Origin of the sequence: Paenisporosarcina sp. HGH0030, from assembly GCF_000411295.1 — a bacterium.
Lineage (GTDB): Bacteria > Bacillota > Bacilli > Bacillales_A > Planococcaceae > Paenisporosarcina.
This window is the reverse complement of sequence record NZ_KE150421.1, coordinates 57,432-82,335: the sequence shown is the minus strand read 5'-3', so window position 1 is coordinate 82,335 and position 24,904 is coordinate 57,432. Positions and strand designations below refer to the sequence as shown.

21 protein-coding genes are annotated in these 24,904 nt (G+C 40.9%); 7 read left to right on the top strand and 14 right to left on the bottom strand.

Annotated elements, in window-relative coordinates; all coding sequences use genetic code 11:
- The 4 genes from HMPREF1210_RS00445 to HMPREF1210_RS00430 form a co-directional block, all read right to left on the bottom strand.
- Positions 1–732, bottom strand: a complete 732-nt coding sequence (locus HMPREF1210_RS00445) for a hypothetical protein (RefSeq protein ID WP_016426607.1) — start codon at positions 730–732, stop codon at positions 1–3.
- An 87-nt stretch (positions 733–819) separates the two neighbouring features.
- A complete protein-coding gene (locus HMPREF1210_RS00440; protein WP_016426606.1) occupies positions 820–1,407 on the bottom strand; it encodes an SCO family protein in 588 nt (195 codons plus the stop codon).
- 38 nt (positions 1,408–1,445) lie between these two features.
- Positions 1,446–1,793, bottom strand: coding sequence for a hypothetical protein (locus HMPREF1210_RS00435; protein ID WP_231391039.1), 348 nt, complete (start codon positions 1,791–1,793; stop codon positions 1,446–1,448).
- A 122-nt stretch (positions 1,794–1,915) separates the two neighbouring features.
- Positions 1,916–2,335 carry a hypothetical protein gene (locus tag HMPREF1210_RS00430; protein WP_016426604.1) on the bottom strand — a complete coding sequence of 140 codons (420 nt, stop codon included), beginning with the start codon at positions 2,333–2,335 and terminating at the stop codon, positions 1,916–1,918.
- 204 nt (positions 2,336–2,539) lie between these two features.
- On the opposite strand from HMPREF1210_RS00430, the gene HMPREF1210_RS00425 reads away from it, so the two are divergent.
- From HMPREF1210_RS00425 to HMPREF1210_RS00415, 3 genes are all read left to right on the top strand, one after another.
- The gene (locus HMPREF1210_RS00425) at positions 2,540–4,579 is read left to right on the top strand and encodes a hypothetical protein (RefSeq protein WP_016426603.1); all 2,040 of its coding nucleotides are present in this window, start codon (positions 2,540–2,542) and stop codon (positions 4,577–4,579) included.
- Between the two features lie 77 nt (positions 4,580–4,656).
- Positions 4,657–5,376 (top strand): collagen-like protein, encoded by a 720-nt coding sequence (locus HMPREF1210_RS18545; RefSeq protein ID WP_016426602.1) that lies wholly within the window; start codon positions 4,657–4,659, stop codon positions 5,374–5,376.
- A gap of 141 nt (positions 5,377–5,517) precedes the next feature.
- Positions 5,518–6,333 (top strand): cobalamin-binding protein, encoded by an 816-nt coding sequence (locus HMPREF1210_RS00415; RefSeq protein ID WP_016426601.1) that lies wholly within the window; start codon positions 5,518–5,520, stop codon positions 6,331–6,333.
- Between the two features lie 162 nt (positions 6,334–6,495).
- Here HMPREF1210_RS00415 and tyrS read toward each other — a convergent pair whose 3' ends face one another.
- Positions 6,496–7,761 (bottom strand): tyrosine--tRNA ligase, encoded by a 1,266-nt coding sequence (tyrS, locus tag HMPREF1210_RS00410; protein WP_016426600.1) that lies wholly within the window; start codon positions 7,759–7,761, stop codon positions 6,496–6,498.
- Positions 7,762–8,240: 479 nt separating this feature from the next.
- Between tyrS and HMPREF1210_RS00405 the strand changes: the two genes are divergently transcribed.
- A complete protein-coding gene (locus tag HMPREF1210_RS00405) occupies positions 8,241–11,159 on the top strand; it encodes a transglycosylase domain-containing protein (RefSeq protein ID WP_016426599.1) in 2,919 nt (972 codons plus the stop codon).
- A gap of 220 nt (positions 11,160–11,379) precedes the next feature.
- Here HMPREF1210_RS00405 and acsA read toward each other — a convergent pair whose 3' ends face one another.
- Positions 11,380–13,098 (bottom strand): acetate--CoA ligase, encoded by a 1,719-nt coding sequence (gene acsA, locus HMPREF1210_RS00400; protein WP_016426598.1) that lies wholly within the window; start codon positions 13,096–13,098, stop codon positions 11,380–11,382.
- A 171-nt stretch (positions 13,099–13,269) separates the two neighbouring features.
- On the opposite strand from acsA, the gene HMPREF1210_RS00395 reads away from it, so the two are divergent.
- Genes HMPREF1210_RS00395 through HMPREF1210_RS00385 form a run of 3 tightly spaced genes read left to right on the top strand, consistent with a single transcriptional unit; the run spans position 13,270 to position 15,723 of the window.
- Positions 13,270–13,902, top strand: coding sequence for a GNAT family N-acetyltransferase (locus HMPREF1210_RS00395; protein ID WP_016426597.1), 633 nt, complete (start codon positions 13,270–13,272; stop codon positions 13,900–13,902).
- A 22-nt stretch (positions 13,903–13,924) separates the two neighbouring features.
- Complete coding sequence (locus tag HMPREF1210_RS00390; protein ID WP_016426596.1) at positions 13,925–14,572, top strand: acetoin utilization AcuB family protein; 648 nt, start codon at positions 13,925–13,927, stop codon at positions 14,570–14,572.
- The gene (locus HMPREF1210_RS00385) at positions 14,542–15,723 is read left to right on the top strand and encodes an acetoin utilization protein AcuC (protein WP_016426595.1); all 1,182 of its coding nucleotides are present in this window, start codon (positions 14,542–14,544) and stop codon (positions 15,721–15,723) included. The genes HMPREF1210_RS00390 and HMPREF1210_RS00385 overlap by 31 nt, the downstream gene beginning before the upstream one ends.
- A 40-nt stretch (positions 15,724–15,763) precedes the next feature.
- Here HMPREF1210_RS00385 and ccpA read toward each other — a convergent pair whose 3' ends face one another.
- The 8 genes from ccpA to HMPREF1210_RS00345 form a co-directional block, all read right to left on the bottom strand.
- Positions 15,764–16,762, bottom strand: coding sequence for a catabolite control protein A (ccpA, locus tag HMPREF1210_RS00380; RefSeq protein ID WP_016426594.1), 999 nt, complete (start codon positions 16,760–16,762; stop codon positions 15,764–15,766).
- Positions 16,763–16,882: 120 nt separating this feature from the next.
- Positions 16,883–17,968: a bifunctional 3-deoxy-7-phosphoheptulonate synthase/chorismate mutase gene (locus HMPREF1210_RS00375; protein ID WP_016426593.1), complete on the bottom strand. Its 1,086-nt coding sequence runs from the start codon at positions 17,966–17,968 to the stop codon at positions 16,883–16,885.
- Positions 17,969–18,190: 222 nt separating this feature from the next.
- Positions 18,191–18,757, bottom strand: a complete 567-nt coding sequence (locus HMPREF1210_RS00370) for a YtxH domain-containing protein (protein WP_016426592.1) — start codon at positions 18,755–18,757, stop codon at positions 18,191–18,193.
- Between the two features lie 12 nt (positions 18,758–18,769).
- A complete protein-coding gene (locus tag HMPREF1210_RS00365) occupies positions 18,770–19,255 on the bottom strand; it encodes a DUF948 domain-containing protein (RefSeq protein WP_016426591.1) in 486 nt (161 codons plus the stop codon).
- Between the two features lie 147 nt (positions 19,256–19,402).
- Positions 19,403–20,698, bottom strand: a complete 1,296-nt coding sequence (gene murC / locus HMPREF1210_RS00360) for a UDP-N-acetylmuramate--L-alanine ligase (RefSeq protein ID WP_016426590.1) — start codon at positions 20,696–20,698, stop codon at positions 19,403–19,405.
- A 144-nt stretch (positions 20,699–20,842) separates the two neighbouring features.
- Positions 20,843–23,362 carry a DNA translocase FtsK gene (locus HMPREF1210_RS00355; protein ID WP_016426589.1) on the bottom strand — a complete coding sequence of 840 codons (2,520 nt, stop codon included), beginning with the start codon at positions 23,360–23,362 and terminating at the stop codon, positions 20,843–20,845.
- A gap of 115 nt (positions 23,363–23,477) precedes the next feature.
- On the bottom strand, positions 23,478–24,083 hold the full coding sequence (gene ytpR, locus HMPREF1210_RS00350) for a YtpR family tRNA-binding protein (RefSeq protein WP_016426588.1): 606 nt from the start codon (positions 24,081–24,083) through the stop codon (positions 23,478–23,480).
- Positions 24,080–24,895 carry a DUF1444 domain-containing protein gene (locus HMPREF1210_RS00345; protein ID WP_016426587.1) on the bottom strand — a complete coding sequence of 272 codons (816 nt, stop codon included), beginning with the start codon at positions 24,893–24,895 and terminating at the stop codon, positions 24,080–24,082. The genes ytpR and HMPREF1210_RS00345 overlap by 4 nt, the downstream gene beginning before the upstream one ends.
- Between the last annotated feature and the right edge of the window lie 9 nt (positions 24,896–24,904).

Here is a 24,904-nt window from a genome sequence, read left to right as displayed (position 1 = left end):
TCAATCTTTTTCCAGCCATAACTTCAGGACCTTTTTCCACAGTGAGATTATCCCGATAGTTGAAACAAAGCGAATCTCATTTAATGGAATCACGCTTTCTTTTTTCTTTGACAGCTGAAGAATTAAATCTGCTTTTGTGGCTGACGCGATTTTCCCGAAAAAGATGTTGTCAGCTGTTCTGGTTTCAACCCAGATTCCTTTCCAGGAGTGAAGGTTTGTTTGAAGAGATTCTTCAAAAAACTGGCGGATTAGGACGTCTTTTTTAGCTACTGTTTCACCGAATTGAAGAACGAGCTTTTGCTGGAGGTTATTATCATAAATAAAATGTTGGTGAGTATTGGAGTAAGTGGGAAATCCAAAGGGGATGGTTGCAGATTGAATCGCTCTGTAGGGAATCCATAATCTTTTTTTCAGATCTGTCAGCATGACAAAATCTCTTCCAATCGTTGCAACTTTTCCCTCAGTCGTCAAAGGGATATCCTTTTCGATGACAGAAGAAACGACAACTTGCTGGTTCCGCTTCATTTTAAAAAACTGCTTCAAGAAAAGGACTTTCCTGCGGGATTCGTCTTGGCTCGTCACTTTAAACAGGTTTTTCTGGGCGATATACTCGGAAAGAATTCTCGTCTCTTCTTCGGAAACCGCACTGGTTGGTGAAGAAAACGAAGGATTTTTGTTCAAATCGTCCGTTGTCTGGCCTAACGATCCCGTTTCCTCAAAATGATCCTTCATATGCAGGCTCCTTCATTTTGAAATCTCTTCCATAATTTATGTTGAGCCCATAATTTTATGAACTATAAAAAGACTAGACCAGCCAAACTATTCTGCTTCTTTTATCAATTGCATGAAATGGTGGAGAATTTCCTCGGTATTCACTTTTTTGTCTCCCACCGCCATGTCGTGGATGGATCTGATTTGGTTCTTTGAGTCCACAATATACATCGATGTGGAGTGGGTTAGGAACCCATCCTTATTCTTTTCATACACAAAGTTGAAGGACTTGGTAAACCCTCTGATTTCTTTTTCAGAGCCTCTTAAAAACAGCCAATTGTCACTTGAGATTCCAAAAGCTTCTTTATATTGGAGAATTCTTTCTTCTGTATCGTAGGCCGGGTCCAGCGTCACCGATACAATAAGATATTGATCTTCAGTTATCCCTTCGTCCTCCATCGATTGCTGCAGATTTTGCAGATCAATCATAGTGGTAGGGCAAATATCTGGACAGTTTGTATAGAAAAATGTGATAAGTTTTGGCTTATCATGGGCAGGCACTTCCTCTGTTCCCACTTCTGTCAGTTCCCAATCAGTTACGGTACCCATCTTAGGCAAGCTGGTTGATTCGGGCCAAAAGAAGTAGATGGCCAAAATTCCCCCAATCAATAAAATGGTGAATGCAAAAAATTTCATTTAACTCCTCCTTGGTTTTTTCATGAGAACGAGCTCCATTACACCCTAAATGAATAGCGAACGAGCTGGCATACGAGTGCATGAAGGCAGGCAATGAAAAAGGCCAGAATATACATGTTTTCAGCAATCATGGCTTCCGTTTCAATTGGGATCTTGCACAGGGCTGGATTTTGCAGGACTGCACCAAACATCATTCCCATGATTCCACCAATTGCACCATTATAAATTCCATTTAAGGAAGCAGGAGCTTTAATCATGGCCCCGAACTTCCAGCCAATGCAAAGTCCTATTACCAAGGGAATCAAATAAAAAATAGGCTGATTGACAGGAAGAAGCAAACGAGTGTAAAACGCCATGGCAAATGAAGACATCATGGATATAGCCATACACATCGACTTTGTAAATCGATCATCAAACAGGAAATGCTTCTTAATAAATATCCGGTAAACAAAAAAAGCTTCGAAAAAGCACCACATCAATAACAATATAATGGGCCACAAGGTTTACATCACGACCTTTTAATAGAAATGAGAATGGTGAGTAAACATAATGCAAAGACCCCATGCACGAACAAACTGAACAGGGTAGGCATTTCTACAACAGTTCCAATCATCGGGGACATCAGCCCAATGAACGCACCATTGGTCAATCCGGTTACAAACGTCTGGTAATCGAACAGAAGCCCAAATAACGCACCAACCAATAGCCCCACGGCCGTTGATATCAGCGTAATCAACGTAAAATGGAATGGAAATTGCTGCTGAAGCAAAACACCAGAAAGCAGAGCTGCCATCCCGCCCATTGCCACACTAATGTTCATCCCCAACTGAAACCCGATTAACTTTTTAAAGCTTCGCAAATAAAAATAAAAACAAAGAGCTATCCAGCCATCTACATAAAAGATGATTAAATGTGCAATTTTATCCATAGCCCCACCTCTACATAACATATGTACCAGCAAATATGAACGAACTTTGTCCACTGTAAAATGTTGTATATTTACCTACTCTATGGGATTCCTTTCTGCATACACTGATAACAGTTTGAAAAAATATGCAGAAATTAGGAAATCGCCTGATCTCCAGTTAAATTTGGTAGAATCACTTTTTCTGCAAAAAAAAGGAGGCTATACATGACAGTCGGACCAATTAATGCGTTTGATGGTTTTCCTGTATGGTATAAAGATGAAAATAGATTGCGTCTTCAATTGAATGTCGATCCTACTGATCCTTACTCAGGGATTACTCCTGCAGATTTGCCTAACCCAACGCTGCCCGTGTCATTCCCGGATAATTATCCATCGGAAGCATTTTATTTTCTGGCGGAAGCTGAAATGACTACTGGTACTGGCGAAAGAGCTAGGCTTGTCTTAGCATTGGAAGCTGCTTTTGTAAGCGAAGTTCCTAGGGATGGAGACCAAATTGTATTTGGCAGAGTGCGGATTCGTATCTTTGGATTACAGCCAAATGCAGAGTATACGGTTACACACCCATATGGAACTGACACGTTCATCGCTGAACCTGATGGTGAGGGAGCCGGGGAAATTAATTTTACAGAGGATATTGGCGGATTGAACGGCGGGGAATTCGAGCTTGCGCTTAACAGCCGCGTCCATCCATTTTTAAAATGGGATCCAAATGTTGCACCACTTGCCCCAGAAGGATATATTGGCGATCCAAATGTGCCCCATCTAATTACAGGCAGTGTGTTTGTTGATTCATTCGGACAGCCTCAAAACATTTTTCGGATTGAAGGGCCAGGAATTGGCATCGGATCCCCGGATCGCTCAACAACTCCTGGCCTTGACTCCGATAACTGTATTGAAACCAGACTTTTTACGGTTCTAGGAAAAATCTCTACCGTTTCGGGAGTCGATGTGACTAGAGCCAACTATACACAAACCGATAGCGCAGGCGGACCGCTAGATGTCTTTGCGGTTTCAGATGACACTGCACAGACGATAAGCGCTTCTGGAAACGGAATTGAGACCACCCTGCTTCAAGGAATAAACGGACGGTACTTTGCCCGAGTCGCTTATACAGGTGACCGCCCCCCTGCTTCCGTTACTGTTACAAACTTGAGTGATGTTCCGAACAGTATAAAAGAAGCCGGGCCAGTTGATTTCATTACGGCAACGGCGAACTATGACACGAATTCCCAAACTTTGGATGTCATTGCCTCATCCAGTGATTTGATTGGAGCACCGGCTTTATCCATAGAGGATTTTGGGGTTGGCGAGATCATCATTCCGCCTAACGGATTAAGCACTACAAGCCTCCCATTTGCACCGTCCCAGGTAACTATTAAATCGACAGCGGGAGGCAAGAGGGTTATAGATGTATCAGTGACCGGTTCTCCTGATGGTCCTATACCTGTAGAAGCTAATGCCGGGCCCGACCAAACAGTTGTCGTTAATTCAACCGTGTTTCTGAACGGAACGAATTCAACGGGTGCTATCACCTCATATAATTGGATTCAGTTATCCGGACCTACTGTTGCATTGACTGGTGGCACTACAGCAACTCCTACCTTTGTTGCACCAGCTTCTCAAGCGACTCTAGTATTTGAGTTGACAGTTGATGGCGAAGGCGGACCTTCCACCGACTCCGTAAGTATTACGGTTCTTGACTCCACACCACCTCCAATTGCTGATGCAGGGCCAGATCAAGTCGTCCAGCAAGGAGCACTAGTGACGCTGGCAGGAAGCGCAACAGGGCTTGCAACATCTTACCAATGGGCTCAAATCTCGGGAGTTCCCGTACAATTAACCAATCCCAATACCTCCACAGCCACATATAGATTTCCCGCACAGCCAGCAACACTAACTTTCCAACTTACAGTCCAAGGTCCTGGAGGCATTTCTTCAGACACTGTCCAAGTGACATCGGTTCCGGAAACCTTGACCGTTACTCGGGCGGAGTATCGTACTGGGGATGCAGAATGGCGTATTTCCGGGACATCAAATGTGCTTCAAGCAGGGGCATCAATCTCTATCTATATCGGCAGTAGTCTTAACGGCACTCTCCTAGCCCAAGTGCCTGTGGATACATTAGGGGAATGGGGGTATCGGGTTGAAGGCTCCTCTCAGCTGCCAGATCAAACGAGAGCTATTTCCATTCAATCCAGCTCGGGCGGGACACTCCAAAATATACCACTTAATATTCGCAATTAAAAAACAATTGGTCAGGGATGCAAAAGTACGAACGCATCAAATCAATTGCCATCTTTATTAAGGAAGGAAGGATTAAATTGGATCGCTGTCCAAAATGTAATGGATCATCGAATAATTGTAATTGCGCACGTGGGCCTAGAGGTCCTAGAGGCTATCAAGGTCCCGTTGGTTTTAGAGGAGAACAAGGCCCCCCTGGACCAAAAGGCCAGCAGGGCCCACAAGGTTTAAAAGGACCTAAAGGTAATCAAGGTCCTCCAGGTCCCAGTGGTGATCAAGGCATTAGAGGTCTACAAGGAATACAAGGTCCAAAAGGGGATCAAGGTCCCCCAGGTCCCAGTGGTGATCAAGGTATTAGAGGTCTACAAGGAATACAAGGACCTAAAGGGGATCAAGGCCCTCCTGGACCACCAGGTATATTGCAAGCAGCTCATGGTTTCGGCATTTGCAATGTAATGAGCAAAGCGTCTGGGGCTGTTAGATTTATCATGCCTGGACCACTCCAAGATGTAGAGTTAATGCAAGACGGCCTGAAAGTATTGAAATCAGGGATTTATCAAATTAGCTATAAAATCATATTGGCATCAAATACAATAACTTGTTCGCCATCGACATTTCACGTAAAGATAAATGACGCCATTACGGTAGTATCGTCGTTCACCGAATCCACCACTGCTACCTCCCTGTCCTCTTCTGATTTAGTTTCATTGCTAGAAGGAGATATTGTTAAAATCCAAGCAGAATTACAGGAGCATTTTAGCTACAAATTGGCCACCCTGCAAATTATCCAGGTAGGGTGAAATAAAAAATGCCTGTGCACTTTCGATGCCCAGGCATTTTGACTATTGAGTACTACTCTTGTTAGTTTCAATAGAGTCCCAGTTGGGGCTCTTTTTTTGTGCCTATGATACACTTATATAAAAATTAAAAGGAGTTTTTGTATGAGACTCATTTCTATATGCCCTAGCAATACTGAAGTTCTTGCCTATTTAGGCTTAACGGATCAGCTTGTCGGACTCGACGACTTTTCTGATTGGCCTTCTTCAGTTCAACATTTACCTCGATTAGGTCCGGATTTGTCAATTGATATCGATGCACTAGAGGCATTAGAGCCTGATCTTGTATTGGCTTCACTCAGTGTTCCTGGTATGGAGAAAAATGTGAACGAATTAGTAGATCGTGGTATTCCCCATCTTGTGTTGAATCCTCAAAGTTTAAACGATATTGCAGAGGATTTACTGATTGTTGGTCACGCATGTGGTATTTCTGTTGAGGCTGAAAAGATCGTCTTGGAATACAGAAAATTTGTTGATGAAATGAAGATTCGCGCTACCCTTGTTTCCACTTATCCCGAATTATATTGGGAGTGGTGGCCGAAACCAATCTTTACACCAGGACAGGTAAATTGGTTAACTGAAGTCAGTGAAGTTTCTGGTGGGCGCAATGTCTTTCGTGACGTTGAATTGGCAAGTGTTCAGACAGATTGGGATGATGTAATGCGTCGCAATCCGGACTATATTTTCCTTGCTTGGGTTGGCGTTCAGCTATCTAAAGTGAATAAAAAAGTTGTTGAAAAACGGTCTGGTTATGAGAATCTAACAGATTTACAAAAGAACAATGTACATATAATGGAAGAAGAATTGTATTGCCGTCCCTCCCCGCGCCTTTTGGAAGGTGCGTTTAAGCTCGCCAATATCCTACATCCAGATATTTATGCCGATTTAGAATTACCTACATGGATTACTGAAAATAAGTGATTACGAAAAAAGCTGCCTTGATGACGATATTAGTCATCAAGGCAGCTTTACTTTTAAGGCAAAAATCATCACAGTTTAACGGTGAATGGTGGTTCGTTGGAAACATGTCATTCTTTTAATAAAAAAGACCGTTTTTATAATAAAACGGTCTTTCCTCTTGTGTTATACGAATTTCACCATATGGTATTTCTTCTTGCCGCGACGTAAGATTGAGAACGAATCATCCAAACGATTTTCAGCATTCACGATGTGATCGACAGCCGTCAATTTTTCTCCATTGATTGAAATCGCTCCATTCGTTACATCTTCACGTGCTTGACGTTTAGATGGCGAAACTCCCGCTTCAACCAATAAGTCCACAATGTTTTTGTCTTCTTTTGGCAATTCAATGGAAGGGACATCTTTGAATACTTCTTTCATTTCACTTGCAGATAATGATTTTAAGTCTCCGCTGAATAATGCTTGTGTAATACGCAGTGCGTTATCCAATGCGTCTTGACCATGAATCATACGTGTCATTTCTTCAGCAAGCGCCTTTTGTGCTTTGCGTAAATGTGGCTCTTCCGCAACTGTCACTTCAAATACCTCGATTTCTTCACGTGTCAAGAAAGTAAAGATTTTCATGTACTTGATTACATCTGCATCTGCAGTATTCAACCAAAACTGGTAGAACTCATATGGTGATGTTTTTTCAGCATCTAACCATACCGCTCCAGAAGCCGACTTACCGAACTTCGTACCATCCGATTTCGTCACAAGTGGAATGGTCATACCGAATGCTTTTGATTCTTCTGTATGGGTTTTACGAATCATTTCAAGTCCAGTCGTGATATTGCCCCACTGATCAGATCCCCCTACTTGAATTCGACAGTTGTGAGAATCGTATAAGTGATTGTAATCGATTGCTTGAATCAACATGTACGAAAATTCCGTGAACGAAATTCCGCCTTCCAAACGTGAGGCAACCGTATCTTTCGCTAACATGTAGTTAACCCCAATGTATTTTCCATAGTCGCGTAAAAATTCGATGACATTCATCGAACCGATCCAGTCACGGTTGTTAACCAAAACGGCTCCATTTTCAGAACCAAAATCAAAAATGCGTTCCATTTGAACTTTAAGACCTTTAACATTTTCATCAATTTGTTCAGTTGTTTGCAATTGACGTTCTTCGCTACGGCCAGATGGATCTCCAATCATTCCTGTAGCTCCACCAATCAACAGAATCGGTTGGTGGCCATGTAATTGAAAACGGCGCAATGTCAGTAAAGGAACGATGTGTCCAATGTGCATACTGTCCGCTGTAGGATCCACTCCACAATATAAAGAGATTGATTCTTTATTCAAAAGCTCTTCCATACCCGCTTCGTCAGTCAGCTGGTAGGCAAGGCCTCTCCATTTTAAGTCTTCGATTAATGCGTTTGTCATTTGCCATTCCTCCTTGAAAATATGAATTGCGTAACTCGCCACTTTAGCTCAACTCCGACGCTGGAAGAAACATATCGGAAACTTGTTTCCGATTGAGTTTCTGAAGCGGAGGTGCGAGCTGGTGCGTGGAGCTAGACATAAAAAAGTCCCTGCACGATTAATAAAAATCATGCAGGGACGCTAAATACAATTTGCGCGGTACCACCCAGCTTGAAGGAACCAGTCCTTCCGCTCATCAGACACAGTATCGTTGTGTTGACGTTTAAGCTCCCAGCCTGTAATTCATGTATGCACACTGACCAGCTTTCACCACCCGCTGGCTCTCTAAACAGCACTTGCATTCATTACTTCGGACTTTTCATCACTCAAAATAATATATATTTTTTCATTGTACGCTTTTATTGTTCGTTGTCAATAAATATATTAGGCATCTACCATTTTATGATATAATAGGACAAGATTTTAGGAGGTCGATTCGGTTGAATGATCAAGTAAAAAACTGGTTGAAAAAAATAAACGAAACATGGGATAGGTGGACGAATGCACAGTGGGCTAAAGGCTTGCGCATTACCTCAGGGGTCATCTGGAATCTCGCATTAATTTTGCTTATTGTCCTTTTGGTAGGCGGCGCATTTGCAGGATCGGTGGCAGCTGGATATTTCGCTTCACTAGTCGATCAGGAACCACTTCGTGAAGAAGCGGATATGCGCGCATCCATCTTCAGTTATGAAGAGACCTCAGAAGTATATTTTGCGAACAATGTGTACTTAGGGAAAATAAGAACAGATTTACAGCGTCGTGAAACGAAGCTTGAGGAAGTCTCTCCTTATGTCCTTGATGCAGTGTATGCAACGGAAGATGAATATTTCCCAGTACATGATGGAATCGTGCCAAAGGCTATTTTCCGTGGGCTACTGCAGGATGTAACGAATTCTGATAGCCAGACAGGTGGATCCACACTTACACAACAGTTAATCAAAAATCAGATTCTCACAAATGAAGTTTCCTATGAACGCAAAGCAAAAGAAATTCTTCTTGCCATGCGCCTTGAAAAATTCATGGAAAAAGATGAAATTCTGGAAGCTTATTTAAATATCATCCCCTACGGCCGCAACGCTTCTGGTGCCAATATTGCAGGGATTGAAACCGCCGCAGAAGGAATTTTCAATGTCAAAGCAAAAGATTTAAATTTACCTCAGGCTGCTTTTATAGCGGGCATTCCGCAAGCACCTTTCGCTCATACACCATTCACTTCTGGAGGTTTATTGAAAGATGATGATGGTCTGAAACCAGGAATCGATCGGATGCTGACAGTTCTGTATCGTATGAAAGAAACCGGCTACATAACGGAACAAGAATATAACGGAGCGATTGCTTACGATATTAAAAAAGATTTCCGTTCTCCTGAATTATTACCTCAGGAAAGATACCCTTTCTTAACATATGAATTGGAACGCCAAGCAAAACAGATTATAGCGGAATTGTTAGCTGAAAAAGACGGCATTGACCCTTCTCGTTTAAAAGATGAAGAAAAATTAAATGAAAAATATACAATTATGGCCGATCGTGCAATGCGTAATAACGGCTACCGAATACATTCAACCATAGACAAAGAAATGTATGACGCTCATCAAAAAGTTAAAGATGAATTTAAAAACTATGGCCCATCTATCAAGGTTGAAAAATACAATGCTGAATCACAAAAAAATGAATGGGTTGAAGAACCTGTTCAGGTAGGCAGTGTGCTGATGGAAAATAGTACGGGCAGAATCTTAAGTTTTATCGGTGGACGTAGTTATGAAATTGAAGCATCAAATCATGCAACACAAAGATATCGTCAAAATGGTTCAACCATGAAGCCTTTATTAATTTATGCTCCTGCCATTGAGTATGGTGTGATCGGTGCTGGAAGTCCGGTCGTCGATGTTGCATTCAAAGACTATGTAGACGGCAGTGGAAATCCATACTCACCTGGAAACTTCAATAAAGAGCAAGAACTTGGTATCATTCCTGCCCGACAGGCACTGGCAACTTCACAAAACTTGGCAGCTTTAAGATTGTATAATCAAATTGTCGAAAAACGTCCAGCCGAATTTTTAAAAAAACTCGGATTCTCTCGTTTAATAGATGAGGATTATGTAAACCTTTCCGCTTCAATTGGTGGTATTAGAAATGGTGTCACAATTGAAGAAAACACAAATGCTTATGCCACTTTGGCGAATGGTGGTCAATTTATCGATTCATATATGATTGAGAAAATTGAAGATGCTGATGGCAATATTATTTTCAAGCATCAATCAAAAGCTGTACCTGTCTACTCTCCACAAACATCATATATCGTAACTGATATGCTAAGAGATGTGTTATCTGAGGGTACTGGTAGACGGGCGCAATCGGAATTGAAATTCAATTCTGATTTTGCAGCTAAAACGGGAACAACAAATAATGCACACGATGTTTGGTTCATGGGATATAACCCTTCTATTACACTTGGTGTATGGCTAGGTTACGATACTCCAACCAATTTAAATATTTCGAATGGTACTTATCAACAACCAGGAACTCGCGTCAATATGTTATGGGCTAGATTGATGAATAGTTCATATGATGTGAATCCTGAACTGGTGGACCCAGCTGCCGGATTCAAGCAGCCTAAAGGCGTTGTCTCTCGTTCATTCTGTGCAATTTCAGGAATGTCTCCATCAGAAGAATGTTCTCGTGCAGGTCTTGTTAGATCTGATTTATTCAATGCCAACACTTACGTACCAAGGAAAGCAGATGATAGCTTCGTCTCATCATCTTACGTCATGATCGATGGCAAACGTTATCGCGCACTTTCGTCAACACCTAGCGAATTTGTAGTCAGTGGTGGAGTTGGTGTGAACAAAGACTTTATTAATCGTATGTTTGGCAATATCAACGGTGATGCAAGTAAGCTTTTTCCTCAAAATTCTAGTTTTGCAGACCGGGTAGTATCTGAAGATACATTCGATGCTGATGGGGCTTCACCGGGATCAGTTTCTGCTTCCATTTCAGGAAGAACTCTAACTTGGTCGAATTCCGCTTCCAAAGATGTCGTTGGATACCGAGTGTTCAAAAGTACTGGTGGCAATGCTTTGTTAACTTCCGTCAAAGAAGCAAGTGGCAACTCGTATCAATTGAGCAGCCCAGGCACATACTTCGTGGTTGCTGTGGATATTACAGGGAACCAATCTCCCGCATCCAATATGGTAAATGTAGCAGCACCTGAACCAGAACCTAAACCTGGTACAGAACCAAAGCCGAAGCCAGATCCAAAACCTAAACCGGATCCGAAACCTAAGCCGCCTCCAGTAGAGCCACCTCCAGTAGAACCACCTCCAGTAGAACCACCTCCTGGAGATGGTGAAGGAGCATAAAATTAAAAAGCAGTGAAACTTATCAGCATCGATAAGTTTTACTGCTTTTCTATTTATCTAGCTTCAAGCGCCAGCCCACGCCTCCGCTTCACTCGGTTGGAGTCAGGTAGCGTGGCCAGCTTCACATTTCAAAGTGTCTAGATAAAATGACGTGATACGCTTTTCAATAAAGAAATGCCAACAGCTAGCACTGCAGTAGTGCAAACTGTTGGCATTTTCATTAATCTTCCATTGTAGATAAATCGCCTGTTGGTAAATCAAGTTCCCACGCTTTTAACACACGTCTCATGATTTTCCCACTGCGTGTTTTCGGTAGCTTGTCTTTAAATTCAATTTCACGCGGAGCAGCGTGTGCAGCTAATCCTTTTTTCACGAATTGTTGTATATCAGCAATCAATTCGTCTGAAGGTTCAACACCTTCTTTTAATGCTACGAATGCTTTAATGATTTCTCCACGAACTGGATCCGGTTTTCCGATTACACCCGCTTCGACAATTGATGGATGCTCGAGAAGTTTGCTTTCCACTTCAAATGGTCCTACGCGTTCGCCAGAAGTCATGATGACATCGTCAATACGCCCTTGGAACCAGAAATACCCGTCTTCGTCCATGTAAGCAGAATCTCCTGAAACGTACCATTCATCGTTAAGGAAATACGATTGATATTTTTCAGGATTATTCCAGATTTGACGCATCATTGATGGCCAGCCTTTTTTAAGTGCCAAGTTCCCCATTTGATATGGAGGCAACTCAACCCCACGATCGTCCACGATAGCTGCTTTCACACCTGGAATTGGTTTGCCCATTGATCCAGGGCGAATTGGCAAGCACGCATAGTTACAAATCATCTGAGCGCCTGTTTCTGTCATCCACCATGTATCATGTATGCGATGGCGGAATACTTCTGCTCCCCATCTGATTACTTCTGGATTCAATGGTTCACCGACAGATAAAACGTGACGCAGCGAAGATAAATCATATTCCTTCACTAAAGCATCGCCAGCTCCCATCAACATACGGAAAGCGGTTGGCGCACTATACCAAATCGTTACACCGAAGTCTTCAATCGCTTGGTACCATGCATCAGGAGAAAAACGTCCTCCTAACACAACCATTGTTGTTCCAGTTAACCATGGACCAAAAATTCCATAAGAGGTCCCTGTTACCCAACCTGGATCTGCTGTGCACCAATAAATATCCTGCTCTTTTAAATCCAACACCCATTTTGCAGTCTGATAATGTTGTACCATGGCTTCCTGTACGTGTAATACACCTTTAGGCTTGCCAGTTGAACCAGACGTATAATGAAGAACCAATCCATCTTCTTTATCGAGCCACTCCACTTGGAAATACTGAGACGCAGCTTTCAAATGTTTCATAAAATCTACTGTTTTATTATCTTCTTCCACGTTTTCGCCGACTAAAAGGATTGTTTCCAGGTGAGGTAATTTATCTACCGGAATACGATTTAACAACTCAGGGGTCGTCACAATCGCTTTTGCTTCACTATCCGCTAAACGATCATAGACTGCACCTTCCATAAATGCCTCGAACAATGGTCCAACAATTACACCCATTTTAAGAGCACCGATTAACGCAAAATACAATTCAGGCGAGCGCGGCATGAAGATAAATAAACGGTCACCTTTTTCAAGATTTGTATGGGCTTTCAAGGCATTTGCTGCTTTGTTTGTCCATTTTTTCATTTCATTGAACGTATAAGATTCTTTACGAATTGCATCTTTGTAATAAAGAGCGATTTTGTTTTTTCTGTCTGAATTTGCATGACGGTCAATGGCTTCGTGCGCCACGTTCATACGACCTGTCACATGCCAACTAAACGCCTTTTCTGCCTCTTTCCAATCGAAATTGGCTGCAGTTTCGTCGTAGTTTTGGAGTAAATAATCTCCTTGAACGACCGGAAGTACTTCAAGTTTCATTTCTACCACCCTCTCGATTACGATACAAATACTAGTTTACATTAAATTGAAAGTAAATGGCGAATAATTTTACTTTTTCGACTATGACTCTTCTAATCAAATTGAAAACGTTTTCCTTATGTTTTTTTCATGTATAATGAAACTACGTAATTCTTTTCAGGTGGTGTACAAATGGATCATAAAAAAACCTATAATGCCATGGAATTGAAGACTAAACATGGCCATTTAATTATCGAAGGACCTATATCATCAGCAGATCTTGCACGTTACGACTTTCATGATGATTTGGTGGCATTCCGACCTCCTGCCCAGCAACATAAGGCAATCATCGAAATTGCTAAGTTGCCAGAAGGCAGAATTCTTATAGCTCGTGACAACATGACCATTGTGGGCTATGTAACATTCTTGTATCCTGACCCTTTGGAACGTTGGTCGAAAGGGCAAATGAGCAACTTAATTGAACTGGGGGCCATTGAAGTCATTCCAAAGTTTCGTGGAACCGGTGTCGGAAAGAGCTTGCTTCACGTTTCGATGATGGATGATGCAATGGAAGATTATATCACCATTACTACTGAGTATTATTGGCATTGGGATTTAAAAGGTACTGGACTGAATGTATGGGAGTACCGAAAAGTGATGGAAAAAATGATGAATGCAGGTGGATTGGAATACTTTGCAACCGATGATCCAGAAATCAGCTCCCATCCGGCCAATTGTTTAATGGCTAAAATTGGTGCTCGCATTGACAATGAATCCATTCAACGCTTTGATCAGTTACGTTTTATGAATCGATTTATGTATTAATCCGCAAAGGAGTTTTTGACATATGATTGTGGAACAAATGATGAAAACAAATGTCCTGACCTTACAGCCTTCACATTCGATTAAAGATGCAATCAGTCTCCTTCGTGAAAGTAAAATCAGACACTTGCCGATTACCGATAATGAAGGCAAAGTAGTAGGGATTGTATCAGATAGAGATATCAAAGATGCCACACCTTCCAATCGGATGGTAGGACATAATCAGGATATATACTCAACACCTCTTGAAGAAATTATGACGAAAAATCCTATAACCGGACATCCGCTGGACTTTGTTGAAGAAGTTGCCACGATTTTCTATGATCAACAAATAGGGTGTCTGCCCATCGTCAGTGGTGGGAAATTAGTTGGTATCGTTACAGAAACAGATTTATTATATAAATATATTGAATTAACAGGCGCACACCAACCAGGTTCTCAAATTGAGGTTCGTGTACCGAATAAACCTGGTATATTATTTGAAGTTTCCAAAGTTTTTCATGATCATAATTCAAATGTATTAAGTGTTCTTGTGTATCCAGATATCCAAAATGACAACAACAAGATCTTGGTATTCCGTGTAATGACGATGAACCCTCTCGGAATTATTGAAGATATACGTAAAGAAGGTTTCGATGTGCTATGGCCGAACATGCCGGGAATGACAAACTAAAAAAACATGCGGTTTATATATATTCGGATGATCAATTGGGCTACAAATTTTCTGAGAACCATCCATTCAATCAGAAAAGGCTGACTTTGACCACCGATTTGTTGCAAAAAATGAATGCGCTTACAGATGAAGACATCATCGCTCCCCGCATTGCAACGGATGACGAGCTATTGCTTGCGCATGATGCACGATATATTGATATCGTCAAAAAAGCGAGCAAAGGGCTTGTCACTTCTGCAGAAACAGAGAGTTACGGTATTGGAACCGATGACACTCCCATTTTTCCGAATATGCACGAAGCCAGTGCTCGTTTGGTTGGGGGCACGTTAACTGCCGTGGATTATGTAATGGAAAATAAAGCTTCGCATGCCCTAAATCTTGGTGGTGGACTGCATCATGGCTTTCATGGGCGCGCATCTGGATTTTGTGTCTACAATGACAGTTCGGTCGCAATTAAATACATACAGCAGAAGTATAAAGCCCGTGTACTATATATTGACACGGATGCTCACCATGGAGATGGTGTACAATGGAGCTTTTATGATGATCCTGATGTTTGTACAATCTCCATTCATGAAACTGGGAGATACTTATTTCCTGGAACCGGTAATGTAACGGAACGTGGTACCGGTCAGGGTTATGGAACTTCATTCAATTTACCAATAGACGCCTTTACAGAAGATGAATCATTTTTGGAACTTTATATGACTGCTTTCCGAGAGATTGCTGCCTATTTCAAACCAGACGTTATCATCAGTCAAAATGGAGCAGATGCACACTATTTTGATCCACTGACGCATCTATATGGGACCATGAAAATCTACCACGAGATTCCGAAGCTTGCCCATCAGCTTGCCCACGAATATTGTGACGGCAAATGGATTGCCGTCGGTGGTGGAGGATACGATATATGGAGAGTGGTGCCAAGAGCCTGGTCGTTATTGTGGATGGAAATGAATAATATTCCACTTCCTCAAGTTAATCTACCGAAAGAGTGGTTGGAGAAATGGCAACCGGAATCACCCGTACCATTAATTCCCACCTGGTTGGATCCAGATAACTTATATGAACCCATACCTCGTAAAGAAGAAATTACCGAAAAGAATAAACAAGTGTTGAACAAGGCACTTTATTTAATTCGATCTCATTGAAAAAGGAGTGGACTACGCTAAGCATAGTCCACTCCTTCCATTATTTCACGGAATCTCTTTCTTCAATTCGGTGTGGCAATATTACTGTTTTCTCATCAATTTGTTCTTTGTTCATATATTTTGTCAGCAGACGCATAGATACCGCTCCAATATCGTATAGAGGTAACACGATACTCGTTAATTCTGGACGCACCATTCGTGCTAGCTTCGAGTTTTCAAAACTAATGACTTCAATGTCGTTAGGAACATGGAAACCGGAATCCTGAGCTCCATGAATTAGCCCAATAGCCAGTTCATCGTTTCCTGCAAAGAAAGCCGTAGGTGCATCTTGCATACTCTTTAAATTACTGAATGCCGCATGCCCTGCGTCATAAGTGGCTTCACTTTCCACTACCAATTCTTCGTTCATATCAAGACCTGCATCCCCTAAAGCTTTTTCATAGCCTGTGAATTTGAATGCACGATTGATGGTGGACGATAATGACCCAGAAACGTAAGCGATTCGTTTGTGATTATTTTGAAGCAAGCGATTAACCGCTTCATAAGCTGCCTGGTGATAGTCGATATTTACAGAAGGCATCTTCCCTGAAGGATCGATTGTACCTGCTAAAACGATCGGTACGGGTGAACGCTCCATCATATTTAACAACTCTGTCGATACATGTTCACTCATGAACACAATTCCATCTACTTGTTTTCCAAACATCGTTTCTAGGAGCTGTAACTCTTTATCTTCTCGTTGATCCGAGTTTGATAAAATAATATTATAGCGATACATGGTCGCAATATCTTCTATTCCTCGTGCAAGTTCTGCGTAAAAAATATTTGATATATCTGGAATAATAACTCCAACTGTAGTTGTTTTCTTGCTTGCCAGTCCTCTGGCAACCGCGTTTGGACGATACTCCAATCGTTCAATAACGTCCAGCACTTTTTTCCGAGTAGCCGGTTTTACATTCGGATTGCCGTTAACAACTCGTGAAACCGTTGCCATCGAAACGCTAGCTTCACGTGCTACGTCATAAATTGTAATTGTCATGTGCTTACACTCCCTGCTCGGTCCCTATCTCATACCATCATATAATAGTTTTCTGACGTTTTCCAACGTTACGTCAAACGAAAGAAAAATACCGGTTCAGAAATTGAACCGGTAAGATGCTTATGATTGAAATTCGTATGATTTCATGAACTTTTGAAGAGAATCGTAAAACTCGTCAAATTGCTGTAAGTTCATTTGTTGTGCTGCATCAGATAAAGCAACAGCTGGGTCTGGATGTACTTCAGCCATAACACCATCTGCGCCAATGGCAATTGCCGCTTTCGCTGTAGGTAATAGTAAATCACGACGTCCTGTTGAATGGGTTACATCCACAAACACAGGTAAATGTGTTTCTTGTTTTAATATTGGAACTGCTGAAATATCGAGTGTATTACGTGTCGCTTTTTCGTATGTTCGAATTCCGCGTTCACATAAAATAATTTGATCATTTCCTTGGGAGATGATGTACTCGGCAGCATGGATAAATTCATCAATCGTTGCAGCCATTCCGCGTTTCAATAACACCGGTTTGTTAATGGCACCTGCTGCTTTCAATAACTCGAAGTTTTGCATGTTACGTGCGCCGATTTGAACAACATCAATGTAATCTAATGCCTCTTCTAGATGATGAGGTGTCACAATTTCAGAAACAACTGCAAGATTGTATTGCTCTGAAACACGCTTAAGGATTTTCAAACCTTCAAGTCCAAGACCTTGGAAATCATAAGGTGATGTACGAGGTTTGTAAGCTCCTCCTCGGATCATTCTCAAGCCTTTATGTTGGATTGCATTTGCTACAGCTGCAACTTGATCAAATGATTCTACAGCACATGGACCGAATACAAATGATGGCTTGCCTTCTCCAATGCGTTCCCCATTAATCACAACAATTGTATCTTCTGCTTTCTTTTTACGAGAAACAAGAAGTGCTTTACGGTGATCATCTTCCTGAAGCTCCAATGCAGTTTTAAAGATTTCCTTGAAAATATGATCTACAGTTGATTGCGGTAGTGGACCCGCATTGTTTTCTTTTAGTAAGTTCAACATATGACGTTCGCGAAGAGGATCATATCGGTTGACACCTTGCTTTTCTTTTACTTTTCCAATTTCTTTTACGACTGCAGCACGCTCATTGATTAAACGAAGAATTTCTAAGTTTAATTCGTCAACATTTGTGCGTAAGCTATCTAATTCTTGATGGCTCATACCTTTATCTCCTCTCTTACCCATACAAAATCCACGAAATTCAAACGGAAGATGTATGATGCTTTTTTTGATAATAGAACCATTATAGTATGTACATTTCTAAAAGTCACGTAAAACATCTTTAACGCTTCAACGCGCGAAAGTTTTAATGCTAATTGTAATCATTGTTTTATACAAGATAAAGCCCACATATCAACTATGCGGGCTTTTTAATACTTAATATTATAGACTTTTCTTGACTTCTACAGCTTCTTTTAATGCTTGTGCGGTTGAAGTTTCGTTTGAGCTTTCCCCAACAACTTCAGACACTGTATTCGTTACAGTTTCCATGAAGTCAATTGGCTCTTCCCCTTCTGATGAAACTGTACCATCATCCATTAATGTTGGCGTTTTTGATTTAATTGACTTGACCTTATCTACCAAAGGACCTGATTTTTCTTTTAATTGAGTTGATAATTGAGACGTTTTTACTTTGGCAGTTGATGATAAATCAACCGTTTTTTCTTTTAGATAAGAAGCTTGAGTTGTCACATCTCCACGAAGCTCAGCACCCGATTTTGGAGCAAGGAATAAAGCAGTAGCTGCTCCAATAATTCCGCCTACCAATGCACCGATTAAGAAATCCTTAGAATTCATATCATCACTTGATTTTGAATAAATTGGATCTCGGTGCTGTCCATTGGAATACTCATACGCTTGTGGAAGATAGGCTTCCGTCTGATTGGATTTATTCGAATAAAACTCGTGGTTGTACTTCGCTTCGTTATAATTTGGTTTAAATTGTGTCATGTTGGTTCCCCCTTATTTTTTTGTATCTCTATTTGATTTATCTGGTTCGCTTGCATAAATCGTGTAACCTGCTCTAGCTTCTTCAATTGCTTTTCTTTCTTTCCACTTGTCGCGAATGCCTAGAGCAACATTGCTCCATTGCACAACTTGCGCAATCTTATCTTCATTGCGTTCTACCTCTGTCGTAATTGACGATGTAATGCGTCGGATTGATGTATTTAAGCCATTTACTGACTCCCCTACATTTTTCACGGCATCTACAACACTGTTAAGTTTTTCAGATTTATTTTGAATATCTGAAGCCAAACCATTTGTCTTATGCAATAATTCTGTTGTCTCTCTTGTTACTCCTTGTAATTGACCTTCTAATCCAGACATTGTGTCTGAAAATTCATTAAGCGTCTTCTTCAGCGATGTAAATGTCATCGCAAGACTAACGCAAAGAACGAGAAAGCCTATAGCTGCAACCAACGCTGCTATGTATAATATTATTTCCATTCGAGTTCCTCCTCTAGATTGTACATACTACCTATCTTCCCACACATAGCGGTAAATAAACATCTATGTTATCTTTATTCCACAAAAACATTTTATTTCCTCCATAAAAATAAAACTCCAGTCAAAAAAGACCAGAGTTTTGTGAAATTATATTTTTTGTTCGAAGGCAGCTTGGAACTTTTGAACATCCCCTGCACCCATGAATAAGTATACAGCATTTTGATGCTTCAGTAACACATCAATTTCTTCGGTTTTCAGGACAACACAGTTGTCAATCAGATCACATAAATCATCGATGGTTAAGTCTCCTGCATTTTCACGTGCTGATCCGAATATATCACACAAATATACGTTATCAGCCGTTTCCAGGCTCTCTGCAAACTCCTTAAGGAATGTGCGCGTGCGTGAAAACGTATGAGGTTGGAATATTGCAATGACTTCACGATTTGGATACTTCTGACGAGCCGACTGGATGGTTACTTTGATTTCAGTCGGATGGTGTGCATAATCGTCAATTAAGATTCGTTCTCCTTTTCTGGTTTCAGAAAAACGGCGTTTGACGCCACCGAATGTATGCAACTGCTGCTGAATGATATCAGCAGGGATTCCTTCGTAATTACATAACGAAATGACAGCCAATGCATTTAGTACGGCATGGTCTCCGAATGAAGGGATTTCAAATGTCCGGTAAAATTCATTTCGAACGAAAACATCGAATGTAGACCCAGAAGTCGTTTTCACCACATTACGAGCTTCAAAGTCATTTTCTGAGCCAAATCCATAAAACACAACGGGAACATTGGCATGGATTTTTTGTAGATGTTCATCATCACCACATGCAATAATGGCCTTATTCACTTGAAGCGCCATTGATTGGAATGCCTCAACCACATCGTCGATGCCACCAAAATAATCCGGATGATCAAAATCGATATTAGTCATGATCATGTAATCAGGATGGTATGCTAAGAAATGACGACGGTATTCACATGCTTCAAAAGCAAAGTATTGTGCTTGCGATTCACCATGACCCGTTCCATCACCAATTAAATATGAAGTTGGTGCAAAGCCACTTAATACATGTGACATCAAACCCGTTGTAGAAGTTTTGCCATGTGAACCTGTAATACCTACCGAGATGTACTGACCCATTAAGTTCCCTAAAAACTTGTGATAACGGATTACATCGATTCCTAATTCGTTAGCACGAATCAGTTCTTCATGATTGTCTTTATATGCATTCCCCGCAATTACGGTCATGCCTTTTTCAATATTATCTGCGTTAAATGGCAAGATTTTGATGTCACGTTCTCTTAGTGGATCTTCAGTGAAGAAATGTTTCTCTATATCAGATCCCTGAACCTGGTTCCCTGCATCGTGCAAAATTTGTGCAAGTGAACTCATGCCAGACCCTTTAATTCCTGTAAAATGAAACACTGTCATTTGTATAAACCTCCTGGGAAAGGTGCCCGTACTTTATTATCAATAATTCCTTACCCCATTATATCATCATTTAATCTTGCCTAGAAATGAACGATTTTTCCCACAATTATATAGACCTGGCTGGGGTTATTCTCAATTCCATTGTCAATCATTGAAGAGAAGCTGTAAATCATTTTCTGTAATGAAAACTTCCCGTGCTTTACTTCCTCTTGATTCCGAAACATATCCATGCTGTTCCATTAAGTCAACAAGTCTTGCTGCACGGTTGTAGCCTATATGAAACTTACGTTGAAGCAGTGAAGTTGAAGCAGAGCCTTGTTCCAAAATAAATCGGCACGCTTCTTCAAATAACTCATCCTGATCTTCTGCCACTTCCAGACGACGTACCAATTCCTCTTGCTCAAATAAATATGATGGTTCTCCTTGACTACGTGCGTGTTCAATAATTTCTTCCATCTCTTCATCCGTTACATAGGTCCCTTGTATACGGATTGGCGCAGACATACCATTGCCAAGGTAGAGCATGTCGCCTCGTCCGAGTAACCTTTCAGCACCTTGGACATCCAAAATCGTGCGCGAATCTATTTGTGAGGATACTGAAAATGCGATACGAGTCGGGATATTTGCTTTAATCAGTCCTGTTATGACATCTACAGACGGACGTTGTGTAGCGACCACTAAATGAATCCCGCAAGCACGTGCTTTTTGGGCAATCCGACAAATGGATTCTTCCACTTCCGTAGGTGCCATCATCATTAAGTCTGCCAATTCATCAATAACAATCAACAAATAAGGCATTTTTTGTGCAAATTGTCTTTTCTCTTCTGCCATTGCATTATAACGCGTGATATCCCTTACCCCTGTATGAGCAAACAGCTGATAACGGCGTTCCATTTCTTCTACTGCCCATTTTAGTGCAGCAGTTGCAGCTTTTACGTCAGTAATGACGGGACTGACGAGATGAGGGATATGATTGAAGGGTGCCAGTTCTACCATTTTCGGATCAATCAGGAGTAAATTTAATTCTTTCGGCGTGGCTTTATATAATAAGCTGATTAATAAAGAATTAATACAAACTGACTTACCTGATCCCGTTGCTCCCGCAATTAAGCCATGTGGCATTTTACGCAAATCAATGGTAATAGGTGTCCCAGTCAAATCTAATCCGAGAGCTGCTTCAAGCGGTGAGTCAGAATCCGTGAAGTTTGAACTCCCGACAACTTCCGATAGACGGACAGGACGGGACGTTTGGTTTGGAATTTCAATTCCAATCGAACTTTTCCCAGGAATCGGTGCCTGTATCCGAATGTCTTTCGCAGCAAGTGCCAATTTCAAATCATCCGCCAGATTACGAATTTTGCTTACTTTCGTCCCTTGACCGACTGTTATTTCAAATTGTGTGACAGCAGGACCTTGAACCATGTTTACAATTTCCGCTTTAACTTGGAAATAAGACAAGGATTCGATTAATCGAGCAGCTTGCATGCTCATCCACTCGTCATCTTGCGTCTTTTGCTCAGGTGGTACTAAATATCTCTCTCTCGGAAAAATATAGCCAGGCTGGCTATCTTCCACAATTACATGATCAGGTTGTTGGTCCTGACCAGTCGACCTTTCAACAGGAGCATCCACTGGCTGTTGTTCGATTGGTTTACTAGGAATCTTTTGTTTTGGCATTATAGTAGGTATCATATTTGTTCGTGTTGTGGCTTGCTGATATTTTGCCTTATCAGAATTAAGCATCATCACATTAAAAGGCAAAGATTTCTTTTTCTTTTCTGTTAATGGGATGTCGGTTACTTGCTCATCAATAGTCGATGGCATCTCTACATCCAACTGTTCTTCAACCTTTACATGGGACTCATATACAACTTCTTTTTCGATTGTTGCTGATTGTTCGATCATTTCAGATTCTACTTGCTTGGAAATGTTTGTTTCAGTCGGTTTAACTTCAACAAATACACTCGCCTCTTGTTCAACGACTTTAATCTCATTCTTTTTAGCCAACAACTCATCAAAAGGAGATATTTTCGAACGGAAAGGTGTTTCCCGAACTATCTCTTTTTCTGTGATAGGTTGATGCTTTTTCATTTCCTGTTCGCTTTGTTTGATGATGGTTCCAGATGGCTTAATCGACGGTGATTCACTTTCTTCGATAATGGTAGCCGCTGTTTCTTTATTCACTTCACCCAAGTTCTTTTTGGCTAATAGATCATCAATCGGAGATATTTTTGGACGATTGAAACCATGAATAGGGGATGGAACTTCTGAAGGGACAAACAGCTTCGACTGAACAGGCACTTTTGTTATTCTTGGCTTTACTTCTTGGAAGCTATCTCTTGTGGTCGAAAAGCTATCTCTTGGACTCGGAATACTTGAGTGCTCTACTCTTGGTTTTGTCGCTTGATGGACAACTGTGTTTTGTCGCTTCTGCTGCCATTGTTTATGCATATATAAAGGTTGATATTCTTCTTCCTTTTCTCCATCATCTAAATCAGTATCTTCTGAACGATCTTTCTCATCATCGCTGATTAAAGGGAATCGGAAAGGTGTTTTGGTCTCTCTGTATGTAGTCTGCTCAAGTTCTTCTATTAATATTACTTCTTCTTTTTCTATTGATTCTTCTGAAAATACTTTTTTTAATGTTTTGGTCAACCAATTCAATACAAACCCTCTTTTCGTGTCAATGCTTCCATTTTAGCAGGTTTGTAAGTCAAATCAAACGGCTTAAAAAAACTCTGCGCATCAAAATCCTTGAGTACACAGAGTTTTACCTAGTTTATGCTTGGAAAGCTGATCCTATTTCAGCAGTGTCTTCTAATACTAAAATCCCTTTTTCGGTAGGTGCATCTGGTAAAGCCAATTCTTTCGCTGAACAAATCATACCACTCGATGCAACGCCACGTAATTCTGCATCTTTGATCACTAAACCACTTGGCATTACAGCGCCAACCTTTGCTACTACTACTTTTTGGCCCGCTTCCACATTTGGGGCTCCACATACAATTTGAAGCGTTTCTTCGCCCACTTCAACTTGGCAAACATTTAATTTATCAGCATTTGGATGTTTTTCTTTAGAAGAAACATAGCCAACTACAAATTTAGGCGAAAAGTCGACCTCTAATTTCAAGTCCAAATCATGATTGATCAGCAGTTGTTGTAAAGATTCCACGATTTCTTTTGTTACTTCAACGGAGCCTTGCTCAGTCAATTGAAGATATTTACTCGAGTTAAATACATTAAATGCCCCAACTTTGCCTGTCTTTGCATCTTTGATTAACGTAATGTCACCTGTTGTTTCAGTTGTTACTTCTTCAAATGTATTTGGTACCAGTTGTACTAAAAGCACATCTCCGACACCCTTTGTATTGTAAAAAATATTCATTTGTCATTGTTCTCCTTTTGTACACGATTTTTGGCCATAATAAAGATCGGTTCCAATTCCCCGTCTTCGTAAATGAAAGATAAAGATGTGATTGGCACTTTACCTACTGTAAAGAAATGCATGGTTAACTGGGCAAGTACATCATAACCTGCTTCGTTTCGAATATCTCCGATGATTAACACATCTTGATGAGGCACTGACAATGTCATATCGCCTTTAATTTTCGTTTTCATGTCTTTCAAAAATTGTTCATTTAAAATACGACTGGCGTCATATCCATCGTTCGCATTGACAAAGTAAAAAATATTTCCTGCCACATGGTCTTCTTTCATGTCGGTTGACAGTTTTCTGACTTGGAAACGCGCAGCTTCTTTCATCTCTGAATCTGTGATATTTAACTGACTCATCATTTGTTCATCGAGCAATCGATACGTGTTCCCCAAATCCAGTGCATAATAGATTCGTGTTTCCGCTGTATGATCAGTAACAACGAATGCATGTCCTTCATTCGATTTCAACGGGAATGAGGTTGAACGGATAACAGGATAAATATGTGATGTTGATTTGGTCAAGCCTTTGGTTTCCTGTTCCATCGCGTCGAAAGTCTGGCTAATGGTATAGACAACCTCTTGGATTGCCAGATCTTTTTTCATTTCATATTTAGCCAAAATTTCTGGCAGTGAAATTTCCATACCTTTATTCAACCCAGTATGATTCAGACGCAGCCGATCAGTTTTTTTATCATGTTGCCACGTGAATGAAGGATTCGGTAGTTCTTGCTTTAATCGTTCAACTAATTGTTCTGGTTTCAAAATTTCACA

Excerpts from the sequence above, each read along its gene's own strand:
- HMPREF1210_RS00445 (WP_016426607.1), bottom strand. The coding sequence starts at position 732 with ATGAAGGATCATTTTGAGGAAACGGGATCGTTAGGCCAGACAACGGAC.
- HMPREF1210_RS00440 (WP_016426606.1), bottom strand. The coding sequence starts at position 1,407 with ATGAAATTTTTTGCATTCACCATTTTATTGATTGGGGGAATTTTGGCC.
- HMPREF1210_RS00435 (WP_231391039.1), bottom strand. The coding sequence starts at position 1,793 with ATGGCTATATCCATGATGTCTTCATTTGCCATGGCGTTTTACACTCGT.
- HMPREF1210_RS00430 (WP_016426604.1), bottom strand. The coding sequence starts at position 2,335 with ATGGATAAAATTGCACATTTAATCATCTTTTATGTAGATGGCTGGATA.
- HMPREF1210_RS00425 (WP_016426603.1), top strand. The coding sequence starts at position 2,540 with ATGACAGTCGGACCAATTAATGCGTTTGATGGTTTTCCTGTATGGTAT.
- HMPREF1210_RS00415 (WP_016426601.1), top strand. The coding sequence starts at position 5,518 with ATGAGACTCATTTCTATATGCCCTAGCAATACTGAAGTTCTTGCCTAT.
- tyrS (WP_016426600.1), bottom strand. The coding sequence starts at position 7,761 with ATGACAAACGCATTAATCGAAGACTTAAAATGGAGAGGCCTTGCCTAC.
- acsA (WP_016426598.1), bottom strand. The coding sequence starts at position 13,098 with ATGAAACTTGAAGTACTTCCGGTCGTTCAAGGAGATTATTTACTCCAA.
- HMPREF1210_RS00395 (WP_016426597.1), top strand. The coding sequence starts at position 13,270 with ATGGATCATAAAAAAACCTATAATGCCATGGAATTGAAGACTAAACAT.
- HMPREF1210_RS00390 (WP_016426596.1), top strand. The coding sequence starts at position 13,925 with ATGATTGTGGAACAAATGATGAAAACAAATGTCCTGACCTTACAGCCT.
- HMPREF1210_RS00385 (WP_016426595.1), top strand. The coding sequence starts at position 14,542 with ATGGCCGAACATGCCGGGAATGACAAACTAAAAAAACATGCGGTTTAT.
- ccpA (WP_016426594.1), bottom strand. The coding sequence starts at position 16,762 with ATGACAATTACAATTTATGACGTAGCACGTGAAGCTAGCGTTTCGATG.
- HMPREF1210_RS00375 (WP_016426593.1), bottom strand. The coding sequence starts at position 17,968 with ATGAGCCATCAAGAATTAGATAGCTTACGCACAAATGTTGACGAATTA.
- HMPREF1210_RS00370 (WP_016426592.1), bottom strand. The coding sequence starts at position 18,757 with ATGACACAATTTAAACCAAATTATAACGAAGCGAAGTACAACCACGAG.
- HMPREF1210_RS00365 (WP_016426591.1), bottom strand. The coding sequence starts at position 19,255 with ATGGAAATAATATTATACATAGCAGCGTTGGTTGCAGCTATAGGCTTT.
- murC (WP_016426590.1), bottom strand. The coding sequence starts at position 20,698 with ATGACAGTGTTTCATTTTACAGGAATTAAAGGGTCTGGCATGAGTTCA.
- ytpR (WP_016426588.1), bottom strand. The coding sequence starts at position 24,083 with ATGAATATTTTTTACAATACAAAGGGTGTCGGAGATGTGCTTTTAGTA.